Annotated in this window: 16 protein-coding genes, 1 pseudogene and 1 riboswitch; of the genes and pseudogenes, 7 read left to right on the plus strand and 10 right to left on the minus strand. The window is 37.1% G+C overall.

Annotation, left to right across the window (positions count from 1 at the left end; all coding sequences use genetic code 11):
* Positions 1-82: 82 nt before the first annotated feature.
* The 4 genes from BM122_RS10520 to BM122_RS10540 form a co-directional block, all read right to left on the minus strand.
* The gene (locus tag BM122_RS10520; RefSeq protein WP_074905521.1) at positions 83-418 is read right to left on the minus strand and encodes a hypothetical protein; all 336 of its coding nucleotides are present in this window, start codon (positions 416-418) and stop codon (positions 83-85) included.
* Positions 419-549: 131 nt separating this feature from the next.
* Positions 550-1,032, minus strand: coding sequence for a hypothetical protein (locus tag BM122_RS10525; protein WP_074905522.1), 483 nt, complete (start codon positions 1,030-1,032; stop codon positions 550-552).
* A 698-nt stretch (positions 1,033-1,730) separates the two neighbouring features.
* Positions 1,731-2,120: a hypothetical protein gene (locus BM122_RS22405; RefSeq protein WP_143083400.1), complete on the minus strand. Its 390-nt coding sequence runs from the start codon at positions 2,118-2,120 to the stop codon at positions 1,731-1,733.
* Positions 2,121-2,358: 238 nt separating this feature from the next.
* Entirely contained in the window at positions 2,359-3,063 is a 705-nt protein-coding gene (locus tag BM122_RS10540; protein ID WP_074905525.1) for a hypothetical protein, read from the minus strand.
* 405 nt (positions 3,064-3,468) lie between these two features.
* Positions 3,469-3,575: riboswitch (SAM-I-IV-variant riboswitch) on the plus strand.
* 283 nt (positions 3,576-3,858) lie between these two features.
* On the opposite strand from BM122_RS10540, the gene BM122_RS10550 reads away from it, so the two are divergent.
* On the plus strand, positions 3,859-4,449 hold the full coding sequence (locus BM122_RS10550) for a hypothetical protein (protein WP_177198099.1): 591 nt from the start codon (positions 3,859-3,861) through the stop codon (positions 4,447-4,449).
* A gap of 708 nt (positions 4,450-5,157) precedes the next feature.
* On the opposite strand, the gene BM122_RS23285 is transcribed toward BM122_RS10550, so the two are convergent.
* Entirely contained in the window at positions 5,158-5,346 is a 189-nt protein-coding gene (locus BM122_RS23285; protein ID WP_177198100.1) for a hypothetical protein, read from the minus strand.
* Between the two features lie 149 nt (positions 5,347-5,495).
* Here BM122_RS23285 and BM122_RS10560 point away from each other — a divergent pair, with 149 nt between their 5' ends.
* Positions 5,496-5,846 (plus strand): hypothetical protein, encoded by a 351-nt coding sequence (locus tag BM122_RS10560; RefSeq protein ID WP_074905529.1) that lies wholly within the window; start codon positions 5,496-5,498, stop codon positions 5,844-5,846.
* Positions 5,847-6,259: 413 nt separating this feature from the next.
* On the opposite strand, the gene BM122_RS10565 is transcribed toward BM122_RS10560, so the two are convergent.
* Positions 6,260-6,658, minus strand: coding sequence for a hypothetical protein (locus BM122_RS10565; RefSeq protein ID WP_083398446.1), 399 nt, complete (start codon positions 6,656-6,658; stop codon positions 6,260-6,262).
* An 821-nt stretch (positions 6,659-7,479) separates the two neighbouring features.
* Between BM122_RS10565 and BM122_RS10570 the strand changes: the two genes are divergently transcribed.
* From BM122_RS10570 to BM122_RS10580, 3 genes are read left to right on the plus strand one after another with little or no spacing between them, the layout of a single operon-like run.
* On the plus strand, positions 7,480-8,709 hold the full coding sequence (locus BM122_RS10570) for an endonuclease domain-containing protein (RefSeq protein WP_074905530.1): 1,230 nt from the start codon (positions 7,480-7,482) through the stop codon (positions 8,707-8,709).
* 48 nt (positions 8,710-8,757) lie between these two features.
* On the plus strand, positions 8,758-9,798 hold the full coding sequence (locus tag BM122_RS10575) for a hypothetical protein (RefSeq protein WP_177198101.1): 1,041 nt from the start codon (positions 8,758-8,760) through the stop codon (positions 9,796-9,798).
* Position 9,799: 1 nt separating this feature from the next.
* Positions 9,800-13,024, plus strand: coding sequence for an AAA family ATPase (locus tag BM122_RS10580; protein ID WP_074905531.1), 3,225 nt, complete (start codon positions 9,800-9,802; stop codon positions 13,022-13,024).
* Positions 13,025-13,593: 569 nt separating this feature from the next.
* Here BM122_RS10580 and BM122_RS26030 read toward each other — a convergent pair.
* The 3 genes and pseudogenes from BM122_RS26030 to BM122_RS10600 all read right to left on the minus strand — a co-directional run bounded on the left by BM122_RS26030 (position 13,594) and on the right by BM122_RS10600 (position 16,651).
* Positions 13,594-15,051, minus strand: a pseudogene (locus BM122_RS26030) (primase-helicase family protein).
* A 57-nt stretch (positions 15,052-15,108) separates the two neighbouring features.
* Positions 15,109-16,245, minus strand: coding sequence for a hypothetical protein (locus BM122_RS10595; protein WP_074905534.1), 1,137 nt, complete (start codon positions 16,243-16,245; stop codon positions 15,109-15,111).
* A gap of 217 nt (positions 16,246-16,462) precedes the next feature.
* Positions 16,463-16,651, minus strand: a complete 189-nt coding sequence (locus BM122_RS10600) for a helix-turn-helix transcriptional regulator (protein ID WP_074905535.1) — start codon at positions 16,649-16,651, stop codon at positions 16,463-16,465.
* A gap of 136 nt (positions 16,652-16,787) precedes the next feature.
* Here BM122_RS10600 and BM122_RS10605 point away from each other — a divergent pair, with 136 nt between their 5' ends.
* Both BM122_RS10605 and BM122_RS26035 read left to right on the plus strand, forming a co-directional pair.
* The gene (locus tag BM122_RS10605) at positions 16,788-17,081 is read left to right on the plus strand and encodes a hypothetical protein (RefSeq protein ID WP_074905536.1); all 294 of its coding nucleotides are present in this window, start codon (positions 16,788-16,790) and stop codon (positions 17,079-17,081) included.
* Between the two features lie 256 nt (positions 17,082-17,337).
* Positions 17,338-17,553, plus strand: coding sequence for an SOS response-associated peptidase family protein (locus BM122_RS26035; protein ID WP_074905537.1), 216 nt, complete (start codon positions 17,338-17,340; stop codon positions 17,551-17,553).
* 439 nt (positions 17,554-17,992) lie between these two features.
* Here the strand turns inward: BM122_RS26035 and BM122_RS10615 are convergent, their stop codons facing one another.
* Entirely contained in the window at positions 17,993-19,471 is a 1,479-nt protein-coding gene (locus tag BM122_RS10615) for an ISNCY family transposase (protein ID WP_074905555.1), read from the minus strand.
* Positions 19,472-19,867 lie beyond the last annotated feature (396 nt).

The raw sequence follows: 19,867 nt of genomic DNA on the forward strand, positions 1-19,867 counted from the left end.
ACGCATTTATTTCTGGTGCGCTTGGGCTTGGCATCCAGTGTGTTATATCGCCATAAACCTTTTTGTACTTTCCTGACAAATTCTAGAAATGCACAAAGCACTCTTTCTCTGCATCATATTTAACATCTACTACTCTAATTGGCCCTGCATTAGTATCTGAAACCCACACATCTATTACGGTCCCATCCATTGGGGCTGTCTCGATAGGAAGCCAATTTGATGTTACATCACCCGTAATCTTGACATTGCTCACAGGAAATTCTTCAAGCCGCCCATCTTCTTTCTGAACTATTCCGTAAACTGCATGTGAACCAAGCTGATCTCTTCCAATGCAGAAGCCTAATAGGCAGCCATCTAACATGGCACCATCTTTTAGAACTTTAACTTTTTTATTGATTGTTGAGCTTTGTTGGTTCATTTGTTTTCCCTGTTGATTATTGGGCTTTATATCAATTCAAAAAGTAAGAAATTCGTTCTTATTAGAAGAAGCAATCAAATATTAATTCCTTTCTCAAACTTTCTTTATGGCTCATCGAATTTTATGGATAATTAGTGGATCGCTGTTGATAACCGGCTAAAATATTCCTCAATTTTCTTTGTACTTTCGAGCTTCTCTGCATGTGCATTTTTAACGCCATTCTCATAAAGAATCATACGATTCTTAGCGTCTGCATCACGTTTATCCAGCGCAATCATGCAGAGAATTTCGGCAAGAAACTCCTTACTATATTTGGATCTGTCATGATTAATCATTTCTTCTTCGACTTCTCTGAAAGGACACCGAACCAGGATATTTCCATATTCTCCCGAGAAGCGCACAACAGCATTATCCGCATCTAAGACTGCACACTCATACTCTTCAATTAGCTCTTCATTTTCATTATAAGCATCATCAATTGCACGCATGATATCCATAGCAGATAAGCCATCCTCAGAAGGATGCACCATTGTGCCATTTTCAAACACAACCCAATTGTGCTCGCACTCTTGCTTACTCATTTGCTCTTTCCAAAACTCAACGTGATTATCCATTTATTTCCCTTTTTTCTTAGCTTTTTTATCGAAGGTGTGATACTCAATGAAGTCTTTACTCACATTCGTAGTCAAAGCTGGTTTGATAAAAACCTCCCTTGTATGATTACCAGCATCCCTTCTTCTGCAACTTTGGCAAAGTGGAGCGTTCATACCTTCGTATTGGTCGATATAATATGGTGCGGTCCATTTGATTGGCTCGGACAGTACACTTAATTTACATAAGCCAATATGAACAAATCTGGTCAATACTCGCTACAACAATTCCAATAGTTGCAGCTCTTCTATTTGCGTGTGTTTCAAACCGTCTAATCGTCAACAGCAATATAATGCGCGAAGATGAGCATAGAAAGAAAATTGTTCAAACAACCCATCACCTCATAGCTATCACACAAGATCTTCTCGGAAGAATCTGGTATGTGAGAAAAATCTTCAACGAAGCTGAAAATTATCCACTATATATTCTGCCTAAAATTGCAGCATCTATAGAAGACCGATACGAAACACTATTGGAGCGAGATGCATATCAGTATTTGCCAGCCAGTTGCGTTGACATAATTACACGCATCTCTGGAAACATATATGGTATTAGTATAGTAGCTCAAGGAATTGCGAACATCACAACGGCAAATTCTATGACACCATTACTTTTGATTCCTGACATTATTACTGTAAAGTCTTTGGAGGCTCTAAGTCCCTTATTTATATATTTTTTTAAGTCTTCCAAAAGGGAAAATTGTGATACAGGTGGGGCAAGCTCCGGATGAACTAATAGTTGCTTCAGTGTCTGAATGAAAAACGATACTTATTTGAACATCTGGAAAACTAATTGGATTTACTATTATTTTTTCTGTCGAGATATCTTTTATTGATCCCACATAAGTAGCTGTAAATACATCTCCAGTAAATCCTAGTAAAGGTAAGTCAATAATAACTAATGTATTACCATCTTGGTGAATAGAATAATAAAACTTCTCCTTCGACTCATTTTGCCAGATACCGTCAATAGATTTCAAATCAACTGCGATTGAGCTTATAGGAAATATTATAAAGAACAAAATTATTGATTGGCTTACAGATTTAAACACAATACTAAATCCTATTCTATATAGTGAGTACCCTAGCGCACATGCTTCCCAATTGTAATTAGTAAGGGAGCTAATATTTATTCTATAGCAAAACCAGCTAAAAACGATTCAAAGAGTATGCTCATTGTCTCACCCAGCACAAATGGGCATACGCCAAAGTACTGCGTAAACAACAAAACCAAACCGTTGAGATGCTCTTCAAATTCTATATATTCTGAATCATTCTTAACTGGTTACGCTATATTTTATAATCTACAGGAATATCAAAGTTATAAAGAGGAATTCCTTCTTCCATCGTTATGATCTCAGCAAGGTATTTATCTGTCGGCGTGGTGTTTCCGGTAGAAAATACTGTCCCTTTCTTCTGTATTATTTGTTCGAGTTTGAAAGAAGATGTTTCTGGGATGTATTTAAAAATCAAGGTATTAGAAATTGGATTTACCCAACTAGAGGAGAAGGTATTGTCTTCAGAATTTATTGCACCTTTTTGGTTTGATAATGCATGCAATGAATGGATAGAAATAACTAATTGCTGACCGTTAAAATAACCGATAGCTTCATTAGACTGTTTTGGCGTAACAACTGTGGACACATCAGGAGCAACGGGCTGATTTTTATTCTCTGTAATGACTTCGTCTCCTATTCCATTCCCAATATCAACACAACCATGAATTTGAGTAGTACATTCTGGATCTGCAGCTGAACAATTTCTTCTCACAACAAAAACTGCTAATCCACCCGTAAGACGTAAACGAAACATTCCGTTTCCATTGTCTTCAATTACCTCAAAACGACTTTCTATTAGGTTATTTAATGTAGTTTGGTTCGTCAATGGATCAGACATAGAGTCTTGGCATGATTGACCACGATAAACAATGGATAATCCAAAAGCCTCTCCGGAAATTAAGCTTAGTAACATAAAGATTTGGGTTATTTTTTTCATAGTTTTCCCCTTTCAAATTTATGTGAAATATGGTGCTAGTATATGTCAATATAATAATTTATTCCCTGATTTCTAATTAACTATTAGGCTATAAGTGAGTTGCCATTGTGGGTTGTGATTTACGAGAAAATCCATGTTTAGCAGCAAGTCGACAAGTGTAAGCAGGAGGAATGACGAGCTATTTGGTGCTGTAGCCATAGCAGATGCATTGCATCTTACTGGATCACAGAAAAAATGTATTTCCTCTGGCAAATCTAGAGGATTATCTCTGTTAGTTTCTTAGCCAATTATTAAACATCTACTTAGGTAGAGGCTTAGCTACTTTAACTCCTGACAATATAATTGTTCTCTACACGGATTTTGAACCTTATTGACAGTTAAAAGCGAAGCCGATAAGATGATTTTTCACTACATTAAGAAATGGGTCGATGCCCATGCCAACCTGCCTATCCGGGCAAGGTGGATCGTGAAAACGGATGTGGCTCCATATTGGAGCAACCAAGCGGAATGCATCGACCCTCCTTTCATGGAGGGTTTTATGTTTGTAGATTCAAAAATCAACGAAAAAGTAGTCCAACTATATAAAGAGACGCACGACTGCGTTCTAGGACTATCTCTATTCATTTTTCAAACTGAACCAGAAGCTTTCCTCAGACTGAGACTCCGCTTACGCATTTAACGATTCAGATGAATGCATATTTACTACATTAGCCGTACAAGGATCGCAAAGATTTATTGCTGACTTGGCAAGTCAGAAAATAATATCCAATAAAAATGTGTAAACAAGCGGAGGGTATGATGACAAAAAAGAACATTACCGAACTCATTACTGATAGATGTGCTGAACTTGGATTGGATAATCGAGAATTTCTGCAACGGTTAGGCTATGCGAATGTGAGTAAAGCCCAGCGCCGACTGGATTCACTCTATTGTGGTGATCTTATATCCTCAAGGGGTGTACTGGAAAAATTACCAGTAGCTTTGAATTTACCGACCGAGGTAATAGAAGAAGCTGTCGAAGTTTTCAAACGAGAGCTAGTGGCAGAAGAAGAACAACGGAAACGTGCTACTTTTAAACCAAAGGCATACATAATCACTAGTCCTGATCGGCCAAGGTCAATCACCATATGCGCCATAACTAATTGTGGACGGTATAGAGAAATTCTCCTTGATGGTCTAACGGAGACAGACTATTTGCCCTACGTGATTAAAGAGGCAAACAATGAGGAGCGATTGAAGAAATTATTCGATTTCTTCGGGGAAACTGTTGGCTTTCGTATCAACTATACCTACGACTTGAGTAAGACATACGATATGAAAGGAAATCTGATTTCCACACATGAACGCACACAGGAACAAGGTATAGCAATTATTCAGCTTCGTTAAGATGAACTATAGGAAGCGTTACCAAGTTTAATATGTGTATACCCGATCTCCTATTAAACATAAAAAAGGTAACGCTTATTTGTTGATTCAAAATTGCTGAAGAGCTTCAAAACTCTTCTTTCAAGGACCGAAAACTCAATATTCTAAATAGAAGTGTGTGCAATTGAGTTCTTGACATTTTTAAATAATCCACACTATTTGCTAAGAAGCAATTTATATCAACCAAAATAGCTTGAATAGTCAATATATAAATATACAGACATAACACTTTGATTTTAAATAGGAATTTTACATGCACAAATTTTAATCAATCTAAAAAAGACTATTACAAATAACCATCTTAGCAATAGTATTTACAACTTACCCACATAGTTATCCACAAAAATTGTGGACAAATAATAATTAGAGAGAAATAAATTTGCAGGAACTATATAAATTACACCCACTTCACCAAACAGGAATAAAAAAGCTTATTATTTTAAAAATAGTAACCCTCTCAATCTTTGCCTAACAAGGCGCATGTAATCCCACTTTTATTCTTCTTAGATTGTTCAGTTTCTATTTATGTTCTCCAGTATAAAGTTAACACCAACAGAAGAAGTTCTGCTCCACAAAAATCAAGGAGACTTAACATGAAAGCAATAACTAAAACGAACACATCAGTAAAATTATTGTCTGGAATGTTGTTGAGTGTTGTTTTAGCTACTCCTATAGTGGCTGAAGCTGGAAGAGGCCATTCCCATCATCATGGGCATCACCATAAGCATAAGCATAAGCATAAGCATAAGCATAAGCATCATTACCATGGGCATAATCATTACCATCAGCGGAATATTTATTACAGTCAACCTTACTATCCACCCGTTCCACCAGCAAATGTTTATTACAACCGACCATACTATCCACCTGCACCTGCATATGGCGTATCACCGGGTCATTTATTCATGGGTATTAACACGGGGAATGTCGGTGTTATGTTGGGCTTTTAGGCCTCGTAGAAGTGAATCTTGCAACTATTGACAAGTAGGAGGAGACAAAAGAAGGTCATGAAAATCTCCGCTGGACTCATTCTTTGTGCATTAACAAGTCTTTCATTTGCAGATCCACCTTATTTGATTGACCGGGAAACTGGCAAATATTTGGGTGATTTGAGCACCGAGAGATACGATCCAAATTCAACGTCTAACCCTTATGGTCGTCCGGTTACTCCTTACTCGCCAGATTCAATCAATAATCCGTATGGAGGGTATGGCAATCAATATCCTAATGACTTATACAATAACCCTTATGCAACTGATCCGCCGAGAATAATGCATGATAAAAGTCGAGGCGTTGATAGAAGAGATGTTTATGACTACTGCTTACCAGGATATAAAATAATTTTAAAATGCTATTAATCCAGCAAAAATAATGCATGATAAAAGTCGAAGCGGTGGTAGAAGAGATATTTATGACTACTACTCACCAGGATATAAAATACTTCTAAAATGTGAGTGTTCCCCAGCAATTACGGTGTAACTAAGTTTCCAGGTTGGTTACTGCTTTAGAATTTGATAACTATAGAAGTCTCCAAAAAATCGAGGTTTTTTACCAGCAATATGATGCAATAAAAAGCTGTATTCTGCTGTTTGGCTATATTAAAAAAATTTAAGCCTGCTTATACCAATCAGGTATAACCCATAAAGTTAAAGGAGATAAAAATAAAGCCGCGTATCTGTAATCGATACCGCGGCTATTGCAGGATTCCTTGCTTCTGGAATTTAGATGTTTTTCTTCTAAATACTTACTAGTTCAATTGAGAGCTTGCGGTCTATCGAGTTTTTAAACTACTAAACTCCCGTTTTTGTTGATCCTGAGCCATTTTGTGATGAATAGCAGCTTCTCTCAAATTCTCTTTAATAGAATCTTCTAAATGCCTCATATTAGCCCAAATATGCGATCGATAGTTCTGCCCTCTTCTTCCATAGTAGTAGTTGTGCCTTTCATATTCCTCAAGCTGTTCTTTCTTCGCCTGTAGTTTTGCTTTCATCTCTTTGGCTACATCTTCATAATGTTTAGCCACGGCAATATGATTGTTAGGATCTATGAAGTGTTGATTCGCGCCAACCTTTTCATTATTCAGAGTGCTTGCTATTGGACTCATTTGAGCGCAGCCGGTTAAAAAACCAAGTACCCACACAATTATCAAAAAAGTCAACTTCTTCATCATAAAATCTCCATCAGCTTACTTTAATTTAACCCCCACTTCTCTATTTAAAGTTCCTATTGAAAATAATGCGTTGCTAATCTATTAAGAACAACCATATTAAGAATACGTTCTTTACAGGAAACAAGGATATGATCAACTTGGTTCTCCAACATAAAGCTTCACTTAATATTTCACGACGATTAATCTTAATATTAGTCATAATAATATTATGGTTTTTAATACATTAACCCTATTCGTCTTATTATTATTAATTTCTTATCATGCATAATATATGGATAGATAGAAAAAGATAAGCACCTATAAATGAAATAAATCGTTTCTTATATAGATACAATATAAATTGATTTATGCTTATTCTATAAGCATTGTTATATGAATGGCTGAATTAAGTAGATGGCGTGGAAGAATGCTTCTATTTCGATAGATTTATAGATTTACAGCTTCAACTGCTCACAGCGCTGCACATCTTGTTTAAGTGCAAGAGCTAAAGTAAAAGGTGATTGGGATGCAATCCGCATACAATACAATAAGCCAACAATGGATTTCAGAAAGTTTACTGGTAGAATTTCTGCAGTAATATTTCCGAATTCATTTATAGCTATCAAATAAAATATATTAAATATAAACAGTTATTAGAACTTGATTGCTTTGATGCGGTTTGACCATTCCAATTAATAAACAAGCATGCAATAATCAATTGTCATTAGATTGAAATTTATGGCTTAGCAGGAATTGGATAATCAATATACTCACAATCAGCTACAGAAAAGGTACGCTTTAATAACCGATTCACTTTTCTTTTTTAATGCAAGAGAAAGCAAGTGTTAGAAAGCAACACTAATATCGGGCAGACTGAACCACAAAGTTCTTTACAATCCCATCTCGATATTCATTCGCATTGGCGCTACCAAGGTATTCCGACGTTAACTGTCCTAAGCGGTTCCTTCAAGGATACCCAAGAACTATGGTGTCAATGGATACAAGGTAAGGGCAGAGATACTGTAATTTGGTCTCCAAGTATGCGTCAAACGCTTTTTGTCAGTTGGCTAGAAAAGTTATTTGCCAATCCCAAACTGCACCATCAGCTATTATCTTATCTAGCAACAACCAGTGAGTGTCCAATAGAACAAATCCATTTTAGATTGGTGAATAAATCGAGTTATGAATTAAAAATATTTCAGCAGCAGTTATCCATAAAAATTTCCACCCAGGGTTCATTACTTCTAAGTTGGTTTTTGAAGCAAATTTCTATATCCAGAAAATTAACGCCTAGTCTAGTTTCAGATTTGGCGTTGATTATGGGACTAGAAGATGATCAAAATTTGGCGCAAGGGATCAAGACTTTTGCAGAATTATTACCTGCAGACGTTTTACCTGGCTTGTTATTAGAAATTACTCATGATGAATTATTACTGCCACCTTTAATTCAAACATTAGTACAAATTGCAGAATCCTTACCTAGCATCCCGATCGCGCTATCAATTAAGCCTACAAACTTTGAGTATTATTGTAAAAAAGCTCCTGAATCAAGAATAAAAGCAATGTTACTTCATGGAATGATCGAAGTGCATCCATATAAAAATTCGCACTTCGCCTTGCCTGATGAAGCAGATCGTGTTCTTCGTCAATATAATGCATCAACAAAATTAATTGATGAGGCGAAATCATTGTTTTATTCCATTACTGAAAAAGGTAATGATTTTTCCATTGCTCGTAGTCAAGCTGAGCTGTTTTTATTCCACGTGTTGGAGCTGGTGCCTGAAATACGTGGCGTTTTTCAGTTAAATGTCAGAATGCCATTTCTATTTGGTAATCAACCAATGGAAATCGATCTATTTGCTGTTTCTGATCAAATAGCTCTAGAAATAGATGGCTATTATCACTTTCAGGATTCAGAATCATGGCGCCGAGATCGACGAAAGGATGTTTTATTACAAATGAATGGCATTCTTGTTTTACGCTTTTTAGCGAAAGACGTTGTTTCTAGACTTGAAGAAATTCTTAATACAGTCCGTCAAGCTTTACATCATCGCCGTCGGAAACCCAACTAGATGCTCATAATGAATAATATAAAAAATCTAACTTTTCAGGATCTCCTTTTGATCCGACTACTAGTTTCACCTTCTGATGGTTTAATAATTAGCGAACTAAAAAAATCCTTAGAACATTTTTTCTTTAATCCGCCTTCTAGAGATGAGTGGTTACATGAATTACAACAATTAACTGAACATGGTGTATTACAAAAATTTGGCAAATCTCGCTTTCAAACTACAACCAAAGGAAAAAAACTCGCACTTCAGAAATTAGGCTTAGATTCTCTACCTTCCACAATGCGCTGGCCGACATTGAAAAATTGCTATCTAATTGCCTCACTATTGGGATTGCCTGCGCCTACTAATGAGTACGATCGGCGATGCATTACAAGTGCTGATGGTCTTCGGGCAAGTATATTGATCAATTGTTTCCGATTATCTACAGCTGCTTATTCTTCTCTGACCCAAGCCCGAGATAGCTTACTTTGGCAACAATTGGCAGATACAACAGCGACAGCAAATCTACAGAAAAAACTAGTTGCATCAAAAACAATACAATCTAAGCCTTTTGCACTAGGTGCAATTATTACTTTGTTTCTGAACAATTTGTTAGATACTGAACGTGAATTATCTTGGGAAGCAGCTCTGAAACAGCTTGTTGCAAAATTAGTGGGTGCACGGCGTATCAACCCAGAAGAACTACGTTTAGCCATTCTTAGAGCAGCAACGGAAAAACCAGTACCTTTTAAACAACAAGCTACACCAGAACTACTGGTGCCTACGCCATCTCCCATTTTCTCAGACGAATCATTAGATTTAAAAAATTTTGCTGACCATGTGTTGAAAGTCGCTAATCGATGCCCTTCTGGCAGAGTTGGAGATAACAAGATATTTATCTCTCATGTCTGGCGGCTAATGAAACATGATGATAAGCAATTTGGGTTAGATTTAAATGACTTTAAATACTATCTCACCATAGCCAATAATCAAGGATTGATCTCACTAAGCCGAGCAGACCTTGCCTATGCTATGGATAAAGATGCCGTTTCAGCATCAGAAACACCTTATCTAAATTCAATTTTCCATTTCATAAATTTGGAGCATTAAAATGGATGAAGCTGAACAAGATAAATACTTAAAGTTATTTTGCTCCCGTTTAAAGGAAGAGATTTTTCATCCTATCACTCATCACAATCAGATTTGGAAATCAGACCCTTACGATATAGAAAATATTCATCAGGAAAGTCGAGATTGCTTTGAGCGGTTGTTAAATCGCATAAATATTCCTGAAAAATTAGACTCTGGTCGAATCATGTTGTTACTTGGAGATTCTGGGGCTGGTAAAACACATCTCATGCGTGCATTCCGCAACTATACACATGAAAAAGCATTGGGTTATTTTGCCTATATGCAGATGACTTCATCCGTATCAAATTATGCTAGTTATGCGCTTCGTAATGCTATAGATTCTTTTGATAAGCCCTATTCTGAATCTAGTAGAAATATGACAGGGTTAATGCACTTATCTAATGCACTAATCGAAAGAGAAAATATTGTTTCACTAAGTGACATTGGCAAGTTACGGAATGATGAATTGGATCAAAATGAGTTGAATGATTTGGTTAATAAAATTGCTGATGACATTTTGAATAAAGAAAGAGAAAGATTTCATAAGGTAGATCTTGATCTAATTCGTGCTCTACTCTATTTGCAGAATGATGAGCCTGCTACTCATGCAAGGGTTCTGAAATACCTTCGTTGTGAAAGTATGTCGGAATATGATTGCAAAATCTTAGGTAATATTACACCACGTATTCAGGAAGATGATCCAGACCGTTTATTGCAGGCACTGGCGCATTTAATGATGGCTATCAATTCTGGTACGTTTATCATCTGCCTCGATCAGCTAGAAGATATACATCCTGCAGATGAAGCTGAAATAAAATTTAGACGTGCAATGGAAAAGATGACCAAATTGGCTGAAATACCGAATGTAATTGTTGTAATTGCTTGCTTACAAGATATATATGAATTACTTAAAGGTCATTTACCTCACTCGCAACTTGATCGGATTGAACACGATCCTGATACGATATTTCTAAGATCAGCACGCAATGAAGCAGAAATACGAAAACTGATCAGTGTACGTTTAGATGATCTTTATGATAGCAATCAAATTGATTCCAATGCTGAGGAGTCTATCTACCCTTTTCAGCAAGAGACCCCAACTTTACTGGCAGGAATGAGCACACGGCAAATTCTCGAATGGTGTCGTCAGCAACGTGAGCATGCCATTCAAACTGGCAAACTCCCACTATTGCCTGCGAATGATTCACGAGATCATCCACACTTGCCAACTGAATTACCATCACTACCATCTAATTTAAAGTTAAGTCAATTATGGAATGATTATTTCAATGGCCCACATCTGGTACCTAATACTGAAAACGAAAAGTTGCAATTACTTAAATGCGCTATTAAACATTGTGGTGAAGAATTAAATAAGACATATAAATTTCACTTCTCTGAGCGAGATAGTTTTTTGGATATCGATATTCAGAATGCCACAGGAAATATTAAGCAGCATTTGACATTAGGCTTATGTGAAAAACCACCACAAGGTGGAGCGCTAACAAGGCAGATTGATCATTTACAAGGGATAGCTGTTAACCGCACAGCAATTGCAATTCGTTCTGTTAAATTCCCCGATACTCCTAAGGCAAAAATTGCCCAACGACTAGGTCAATTTGTAGCGAAAGGTGGTAAAAAAGTAATGATATCTGATTCCGATTGGCGCAGGATGGTAGCGATGGAATCCTTTCGCAGCCAATATAAACAAAAACCTGAATTTATGGAATGGTTAAATAATGAACGTCCATTACTCAGCCTACCTTCAGTTCAGCAAATTCTAGAGCTTGAATATATTACTACTATTAGCAAACCAGAAATTGAAAATCGATCAGGAGAAAGGATAAACGAACAAGCTAAGCCTTTAACTCCCGAGAATCAACACGAATCGTCTTCAAGTACCTCACGGTTAAAAATAGGCATGCTTCAGGGTTACCAACCGTGTCCTTTTAACATTGAAATTTCACAGTTCGTGCGTCATGCTGCTTTTCTTGGTAGCTCAGGAAGTGGAAAAACGACTTTGGCTTTGAATATCATTGAGCAATTGTTATTACAAAGTATTCCAGCAATTTTACTTGACCGGAAAGGCGACCTATGTAGTTATGCGAAAGAGGAAGCGTGGCGCAGTCCGATATCAGATCCGACACGTGCGGCAATACGTGAAAGCTTATACGACAAAATTGAAGTCATAGTTTATACACCTGGAGCAATTAAAGGACAAGGCCGCCCGTTGAATATCCCTATCGCACCCAAAGGATTGGGGTTTTTAACATCAGGAGAACGTGAGCAACTATCCAATCAGACTGCCTTTTCGCTAGGAAGAATGTTGGGTTATAAGGTATCTAATCAAGATAACAAATCACGAATTGTTATCTTGGGGCAGGCGATTTCAATTCTCAGTGAATTGAGCCCAGATCAAGCTTTAACTATTAATCAACTCATAGATTTTATCGATAGCGAAGATTCGCGATTACTCAATGCAATCGGGAAACTCGAGCCTAAATTATTTAAACGGCTAGTGCAGGATTTACAGACATTAGCGCTGGGACAAGGTAATCTGTTTGCTCAAACAGGAGAATTATTGAGTACAGAAAGTTTATTTGGCCACTCATCTGATAATAGAATGAAAACGAATAAAACTCGCTTGAGTATCATCAATACCACTAATTTAGGCAATAATGATAATGTGTTATTTTGGGTATCACAATTATTGCTGGATATGGGGCGTTTTGCTTCAAAATCCCCGAGTGATAAATTGCAGGGTGTCATGTTGCTTGACGAAGCTGATCTTTATTTACCTGCTCAATCTAAACCAGTTACAAAAGAGCCATTGGAAAGTTTACTCAAACGTGCTCGCTCAGCAGGTATTGGTTTGATGCTTGCGACGCAGAGCCCGGGTGATCTGGATTATAAGTCCCGTGATCAGATTTCCTCATGGTTTATTGGTTGTGTTAAAGAAAAAACAGCACTCGATAAATTGCGCCCAATGTTAAGTGAGGCGAAAACAGATGTCACCAATAAACTGGCCATCCAGTCAACAGGAGAATTTTATGCTATTCATAATAGAGAAGTGAAAAGTATTAAAGCAGATCCTTCTCTTGTGCAGGCAAGTCAAGTATCAGCAGAAGAAATCCTGAGGCTAGCGAGTAAAGAAAGAGTGAATCCAATTTCAGCATTTTTTCAAAATCTCTTTCTAAGCTCTTGATTCGTAGAATTAAGCGATATACATATAACACCTTCATTTTAATAAGCTTAAATTTAATGAGGTATCGCAGGTAAGCATTCAAGCTAAACAGCTAAATGATAAATAAACATTGAGAACGGGAACATATACAGTAGCTCAATAGATTTATCATGTATTTGCAACGTCGCATTGCTTTTACGGCGAAGGTTGTGTATTAGGTTCTATCTCACCTGAATGTGAATGCGCGATGTGCTTGTTTGGGAGTTAGATTACATAGAAAATATTAAAATTCTAGACACTAAGACACATCCTCTAAAACAAATCAAAAATGTGTCGTGCTAGAGATCCTTACCAATATTGAATCTCGACACTAAGACACATTAGACACATTTTTTAATATTTCTGGAAAATAATAAAAATAATCCAACCACAACGGCACACACATTCACGCACATCTTGAGTAGAAAATCATAAAATAATGTGTCGAATGTGTCTTTGGCGTATTATATATTAAAAATCATATACATACACCAGACACATTATTTTCTGTAAAGTATTGAATGTGTCTGATGACTTTCATGTGTCTACTACTAATTCAAATTACAATTGGTATAAGTAACATTGGCTCGTGCATTAGCATTACAGCTAATATGATGATGAAAATCAGGTGTTTCTAATTCTAAAACATCATTAGCACAATCACTTAATAGATTTATACCATCCTGCTTTTCATCAGTATCGAAATCAATGTCGAGACTCACTCGCTCGTATTTCTCAAATGCTCCAATGGCTCTCATCAACGAACCCAAAACAAAACCCCTTATATCACCTCTTAATTTCTTCTTAGTAAAAATCTCGGATAAATATCTACCAAGTAGATTTTTATTCACAATATTATATTGACCCAGTTTATTTGAATCGCACCAGAACTTATAGCTCTTGTACAGCTTTTCGGAGGAAACTTCTTGTTGCCAAGTTTTACATTCATCTTCATCAAATCTTGGAACGTCAAAATAACCTTGCGTAAATGAGTCAACAAGCCATTTACCTGGCGATTTGAGGGAATGCAGCCTTTGGTCTTTTAATCCCTGAGATTCCGGAATCGCCGAAACTTTAAAATTACTTATATCTCTATTCAGCATCTCAAATAGAAACGCAGATTGAATTGCCTTATCATTACAAGCAGCATTTAGAGCATTAAAATAACATTTATCTCCAATTCGGGTATTCGAAACATCAAATACACAATATCTCCGCTCATCCTTAGAGGCTGGAACAGCATAGTCATTATTCGTGACCATAAAGACTTTTAGATAATTATCTTGGTAAATGGCATCTATCCCCTTTCTTTCAATCATACAAGTAGGTTCAGTAATTAATGTTTTCAGCACTCCTTCATGTTATTTGTCTCCGGAATAGAAAGCTTCGTCCGCAAACAAAAAACAGATATTTGACAAATGGGCATTAAATTTACCGACAAAGTGGCTTGCATTACTAATATGGATAGCATGATTTCCCCAGATTCTTCTAAGAAAATGTCCAATTGTGCCTTTACCTGTACCTTTCTCACCACGGAGAACTAATGCAGAGCCAGCAGGTCGATCAGGATGTTGCATTGTATAAGCTAACCAATCATAAAAATATTCTATCAAAGCAGAATCACCCGCACAGATGACTTGCTCAATATGATTCTTGACGATAGCAATATTGGCTCCTTCCGAAGGTTCTACAGCGAATCCTTGCCAACTATTGTAACAATCCAAGGGTAATTCCTTACCGGGTGCAAAAAAAACACCACCTCGATAAGATCTACAATTTTTGTGTTCTGACCATGCAATAATTTTATTCTTCATAATGGGTGTGGTGCTATTTCCATTAATTTTTTCACCCACTTGAATTTGGTCATTCGCATAAAATTTCTTAAGCTCATCCTGACTGATAAATTCATATGAAATCCTGGAATCCTGATGAACATCTGCCGAAACAGTTCTCATGATTCTATGCTTACCACCAATCATTACTTGTGCATGAGTTTTATTGAGATCCATCACAAATTCATTTAATTCGATTTCCCAATGCGCCAATATTTTCTCTTCAAGATTTGGTCATAAAAAGAATACTTCACCACCATGGGCAAATGTATGAATGACTGGCTTATCTTGATTGGAATAAATTATAGATTTTCCACGAATTGAGCGATCTAATGGGTGAGCACATTCTGCATTATGATATTTTACGGGATTATCAAGAATCTGCTGCACTGTAACTTCTTCACCAGTTTCCAAAAGTATCGAAATTTGACCATACAGCTCATAATCAGTGATGGCACGATCAATAATATGTGCAGCATTAGTTGTCGTTAACTGATAATTCTTTTCTATCAGTCTAGCGCTGTGCACTTTTTGGAATTGCTCGCGTACTTTTTGAGCTTCTTCTGCAACGCTAGCTCTTAATGCCTCAGATTTTTTCTGGAAGATTTCAATTTCTTCTTGAGTCAAAGGCAAAATAGAAGCTGCTGATAACATATCGCCATCAAATGTTTCAACTTGTCTATCCTGCTTAATTGAATCATTGTTTATAATTGCACCACCTTCATATATTGGTTGATTGCTAGTACAAAGTGCTTTATCCACTAAAGAACAGATTATAATATTCCCAGAAATAGTAACTTTCGCATAACCAAAACCAGCAATTATTGAGCGAGCATGTAAAATTTCTAGAATAGCTTTATTATTTTTGGTGGTATCAATTGGGATAAATGTATGAACTCCCCGCAACCCATTAAATTCTTTGCCATCAACAGAAATATTACTACTAGCCGATGTTGACATCACTTTGTATATATTATTTAAACTAGGATCAATTTTGCCCAAAGCATTATTCAATTCTTCAAGCGATTGAATACCTTGCTTATGAACTGAATCTGAATCTATACAGAGTAATCCTGGGCTATCAGCAAAGGGGAAAGTTTCCTTTAATCGTGTAGCATCTTCTGGGCAATTACCTTCGGTTAAAGAATGATGCACGCCCTGAATCAAAAATTCCCATGACACCATTGAATTAATAAAATCAGGTAGCTCTGTATAATTTATATTGATTGTTTCAAATGACCCATTCCAAAAATTACCATTTGTTTCTTTAACAAGTTTTCCATTCACAAAATCATAGGATTTTGCTGTTTTTTTATCAGCATCAATAAATTTAGTTAATCTAATTTTCGTTATATTTTTAATATATTCCATTTATTTTTATACATTTTGGTTAATTTAATTAAATTTAACCAAGAGAACCTTAAATTAAGCTCACAAAATCTATATAAATATAGTATAGAGGTTATATTTACTTGTAAGCCAGAGTACTTTCCAAGGTCTCTGGTTTTCTTTTTTGTATAGCGCTCACCGAAAAACTCATAATGTAAAAAGGACTATTTCAGCCTTATTCAGGCGTTTGCATGAAAGTTTAAGAATTGCTTCTTTTAGCGATGCAAGATGCCATCCATTCCTCAATTTCACTGGCAACCCATGCTACAGACCTAGCCCCAAGCTTTACTTGAGATGGAAAATTCCCATCTTTAATGAATTGGTAGATTGAACTACGAGACAGACCAGTTATCGTTTTTACTTGATTCAATCGAATAAATTTACTCATGTATGTTCCTTTTAAATATTAGTAATGTTCAGAAGATTTTTTGTCTTCCGCTAATATTTATTAAGATCCATTTCCCAAAAGTTAACTTTTGGTAAACTTTCTTCTAATTATTTTTAGTTGATCAAATGGTGAAAGAATGAGTGGATTTCCTAAGAGAAAACAAAATAGAGCGCTTGTGGAAGGTGATATTGCTTATATATTGGAGCAACAGAGTATTTCAGAAAATGCTTCTGAGAAAATAAGTAATTTTGTAGTGAAGCAGAATGATAAAAAATGGGTAATTGAATTCAAAAAAAATGATCGAGATGGCTACCGATTACAAGCTAAAAGGGGTGAGATAAGACAGTTTGTTAGACTTGCTGGTGTTGAGGCATGGATGAGGAAAATGGGGATAAGGGAATTTAAGGTTATATTAAATGTAGAAAATTAGAGAGTTTCCTAGATTTAAGTAATCTAATTGAGAAATCTCATCTTTGATTATTTCACAATCAGATCGATTATCAACGCTTAAAGGTAGTTTATTAAAAGTAACGTCATTAACGGTGATCTTTCAGCCGCCAACAGAATGATTACTTTGATTTTTTCAGTCACAGCCCGTTCTGTATTTGAATCAGTATCTGGTTAATCAAGAATATGAGTTTGATATCCTGTTCTTTTGTATCCCCATAATTTGGTGACACAATTCTTTGGGTGGGCGCAATAATAATTGCTTTACTATATGCAACCTTTTTTCCAGTTTCTACGAATTGAAACTATTTCCGGAAGGCAAGAGCAAACAGCCATGCTATGATTTCGCCAACGCTGGCGGTCCGCTTTTCTTCGCGGGTATATGGGAAACGACAACAATCGATGAAAGGGTTTTCTACAGCTGTACAATTATCACTGCAGATTCCAATTCTTGATTCATCCTAATGCATGAATGCATGCCAGTAATTTGCCTACCTGAAGCATGGATATCTGGTTGACCCTTTCGCAATTAGCCAATGACATCTTATTGCCCCTTCTCTAAAACCTTTTTCTTCAGAATAAATGCAGCTATGAACAGTATCGCCCGTGATGGAACAAATAAGCAATCAGTAGAGCAATTAAATCAGCCTATAACTAAAACTAAATAATTACAGTCTCTCAGATGAACGTTAATTAGTGCCAGCCCGAAAACCCCATTTTTTCACGGGTAAGCTGCCTAATTATTAAGCGCCTTTGTAAAAATACAATGAAACCATGCATCCCAAAAGCTCCTGATTTTATTTTTTGTGAGGCATGGCATAAAAAATACGATTTCTACCCGGCATTCACCATTGATTGCTCGCAATCAGGCGGTTTTTGCGTTAGCTGGATAGCTTAAGCTGCTTGTTGGTGCTTTAGCTTTAAATTACGTTTTATAGCTTTGCGCTCACGCTCCATATCCTGCTGCCATAGAATATCACCTATTCGGCGGATGTTTCTGGCGACAATAGCCAGTGCAACGTAACGTTTAAAACCACCCATGCCATGATCTGGACATTTGTCTAGACCGTGCACCTCCAGCGCATTGATTGCTGACTCTACTGCTGAGTGCGCACGACGGGCTTTAACAAATTCTTCCGTTTGTTCTATTGCTCTGCGCTCTTTGGATAGCTTGCCTTTTTTGGAGAGCGTGACTTGGTCGAGATGTTGGGCTAATTCAGCCTGGTTGGCAGGTGAATGAAAGCCTTTATCGAAGCTGCAGGCATTGAGCATGGGAAAGCGTTTTTTAGCTTCCGTGACCATGGTTACCGCAATTTGATCATCGGTTTGTCTTTCCATCACGTGATGGTGCAAGATGAATTGATGTTGGTCTTCCAGGATGCACACTTTGACGCCCAGCTCAACAGGCACACCTGCTTTGCCTTTGCTGATCCACTCGGTGTGGGGTTCAAAAATGGAGAATACTTTTTCCTGGTGAGGAATGATTTCGCCTTTGATAAAACGACGATCGATTTGGTCGATTTGGCGCTTGGCGTGTTGTAGGTAGCCTTCAATTTCAATCTTTTGCAGCAGTTCAGTAGGAGCAGTTGCTGCCAGCTTGGTTAAGGTGGTTTGAATTTTATCTACGTGATATTGGGCTTGGTCAATATAGGCCTGATACGCTTGAATCTTTTGTGTGTTGCTTGGTTGGTCTGCGGTTTTGCGGCGCTTCTTGCTCTGGGCACTGCGCATCAGTCGTTTTAATTGACGCAGGTTGTAGCGATATTGCCGCCAGTAGTTTAATCGCTGGCTTTCACACCAGCGTGCCGTCAGCATAATCGCTTTGCGCAGGGCATCCCCCAATAAGTTGATGTCGGTTGGAAAATGCACATCAGTTTCAACCACAAAGGAGTCGCACCGCCCACGCAGGGCTCTTTCGTCCTTTTTTATGAGGACATGCCCTCCTTCAACAATGATCTGGTTTAATTGGTCCAGTAGCTCCGGCGTGAGCAAACTGACATTATCCACCAAGGTTTGATAAGCATATTTTTTGTCTTCATCGCACAGATTATGCCCCAACATTTCGCGCAAGGTCCTGTGCTGGTTAACCAATTCATGCAGACGGTCATAATCAGCATTTAAGTCCAGTCGTAATACGCCACAAACCAGGATACTCCATAGGGTCATGCCAGGTCGGCCATTGTGCTTATCCACCCTGGGAGCAATTTTACTTGCTAGTAAGGCAAAAACTTTGTGGCGTAATGCCTCATTCAGGTACAAGTGCTGTAAGCCGCACAGTATCTTTGGAATGTCATCTCGTGATCTCAAATCAAATTTGATTTGGGATACATCAATTTCACCTAATTCCATCTGGGTATTTTGCACTACGCGCATTTGATTTCCACTTGAACGAAGTTCATTTTTGAAGGCGATATTTTCAATAATTTTAATCGAAGTTTGAGGTCGCTTTGCTTGAAAATGCGCCAAAACCACCTAATAACGTCACTTTAACTCAACTTTTCAGAAATCTTCATTTCTTAAATTAGACGCAACCCCATGTTTCTTATCGAAGAAGAGGGTTTTCGGGCTGGCACTAATTAATTCACATCAGTTTGCTAATTTCAACTGGAAAATTTGCAATAATCTGCAAACGAAGGTATTCCTTCGTAAGTAGCTATTAAATTTCAAAAATTATATGTATTTGAAATATAAACATATTTCATCAGACTTATCTTATTAGTTTTGTGAAAGCAGTGGTACTGGCATTAACTGTAGGATGAACAATTTTAT

Source organism: Nitrosomonas communis, from assembly GCF_900114745.1.
GTDB classification, from domain to species: domain Bacteria; phylum Pseudomonadota; class Gammaproteobacteria; order Burkholderiales; family Nitrosomonadaceae; genus Nitrosomonas; species Nitrosomonas communis_A.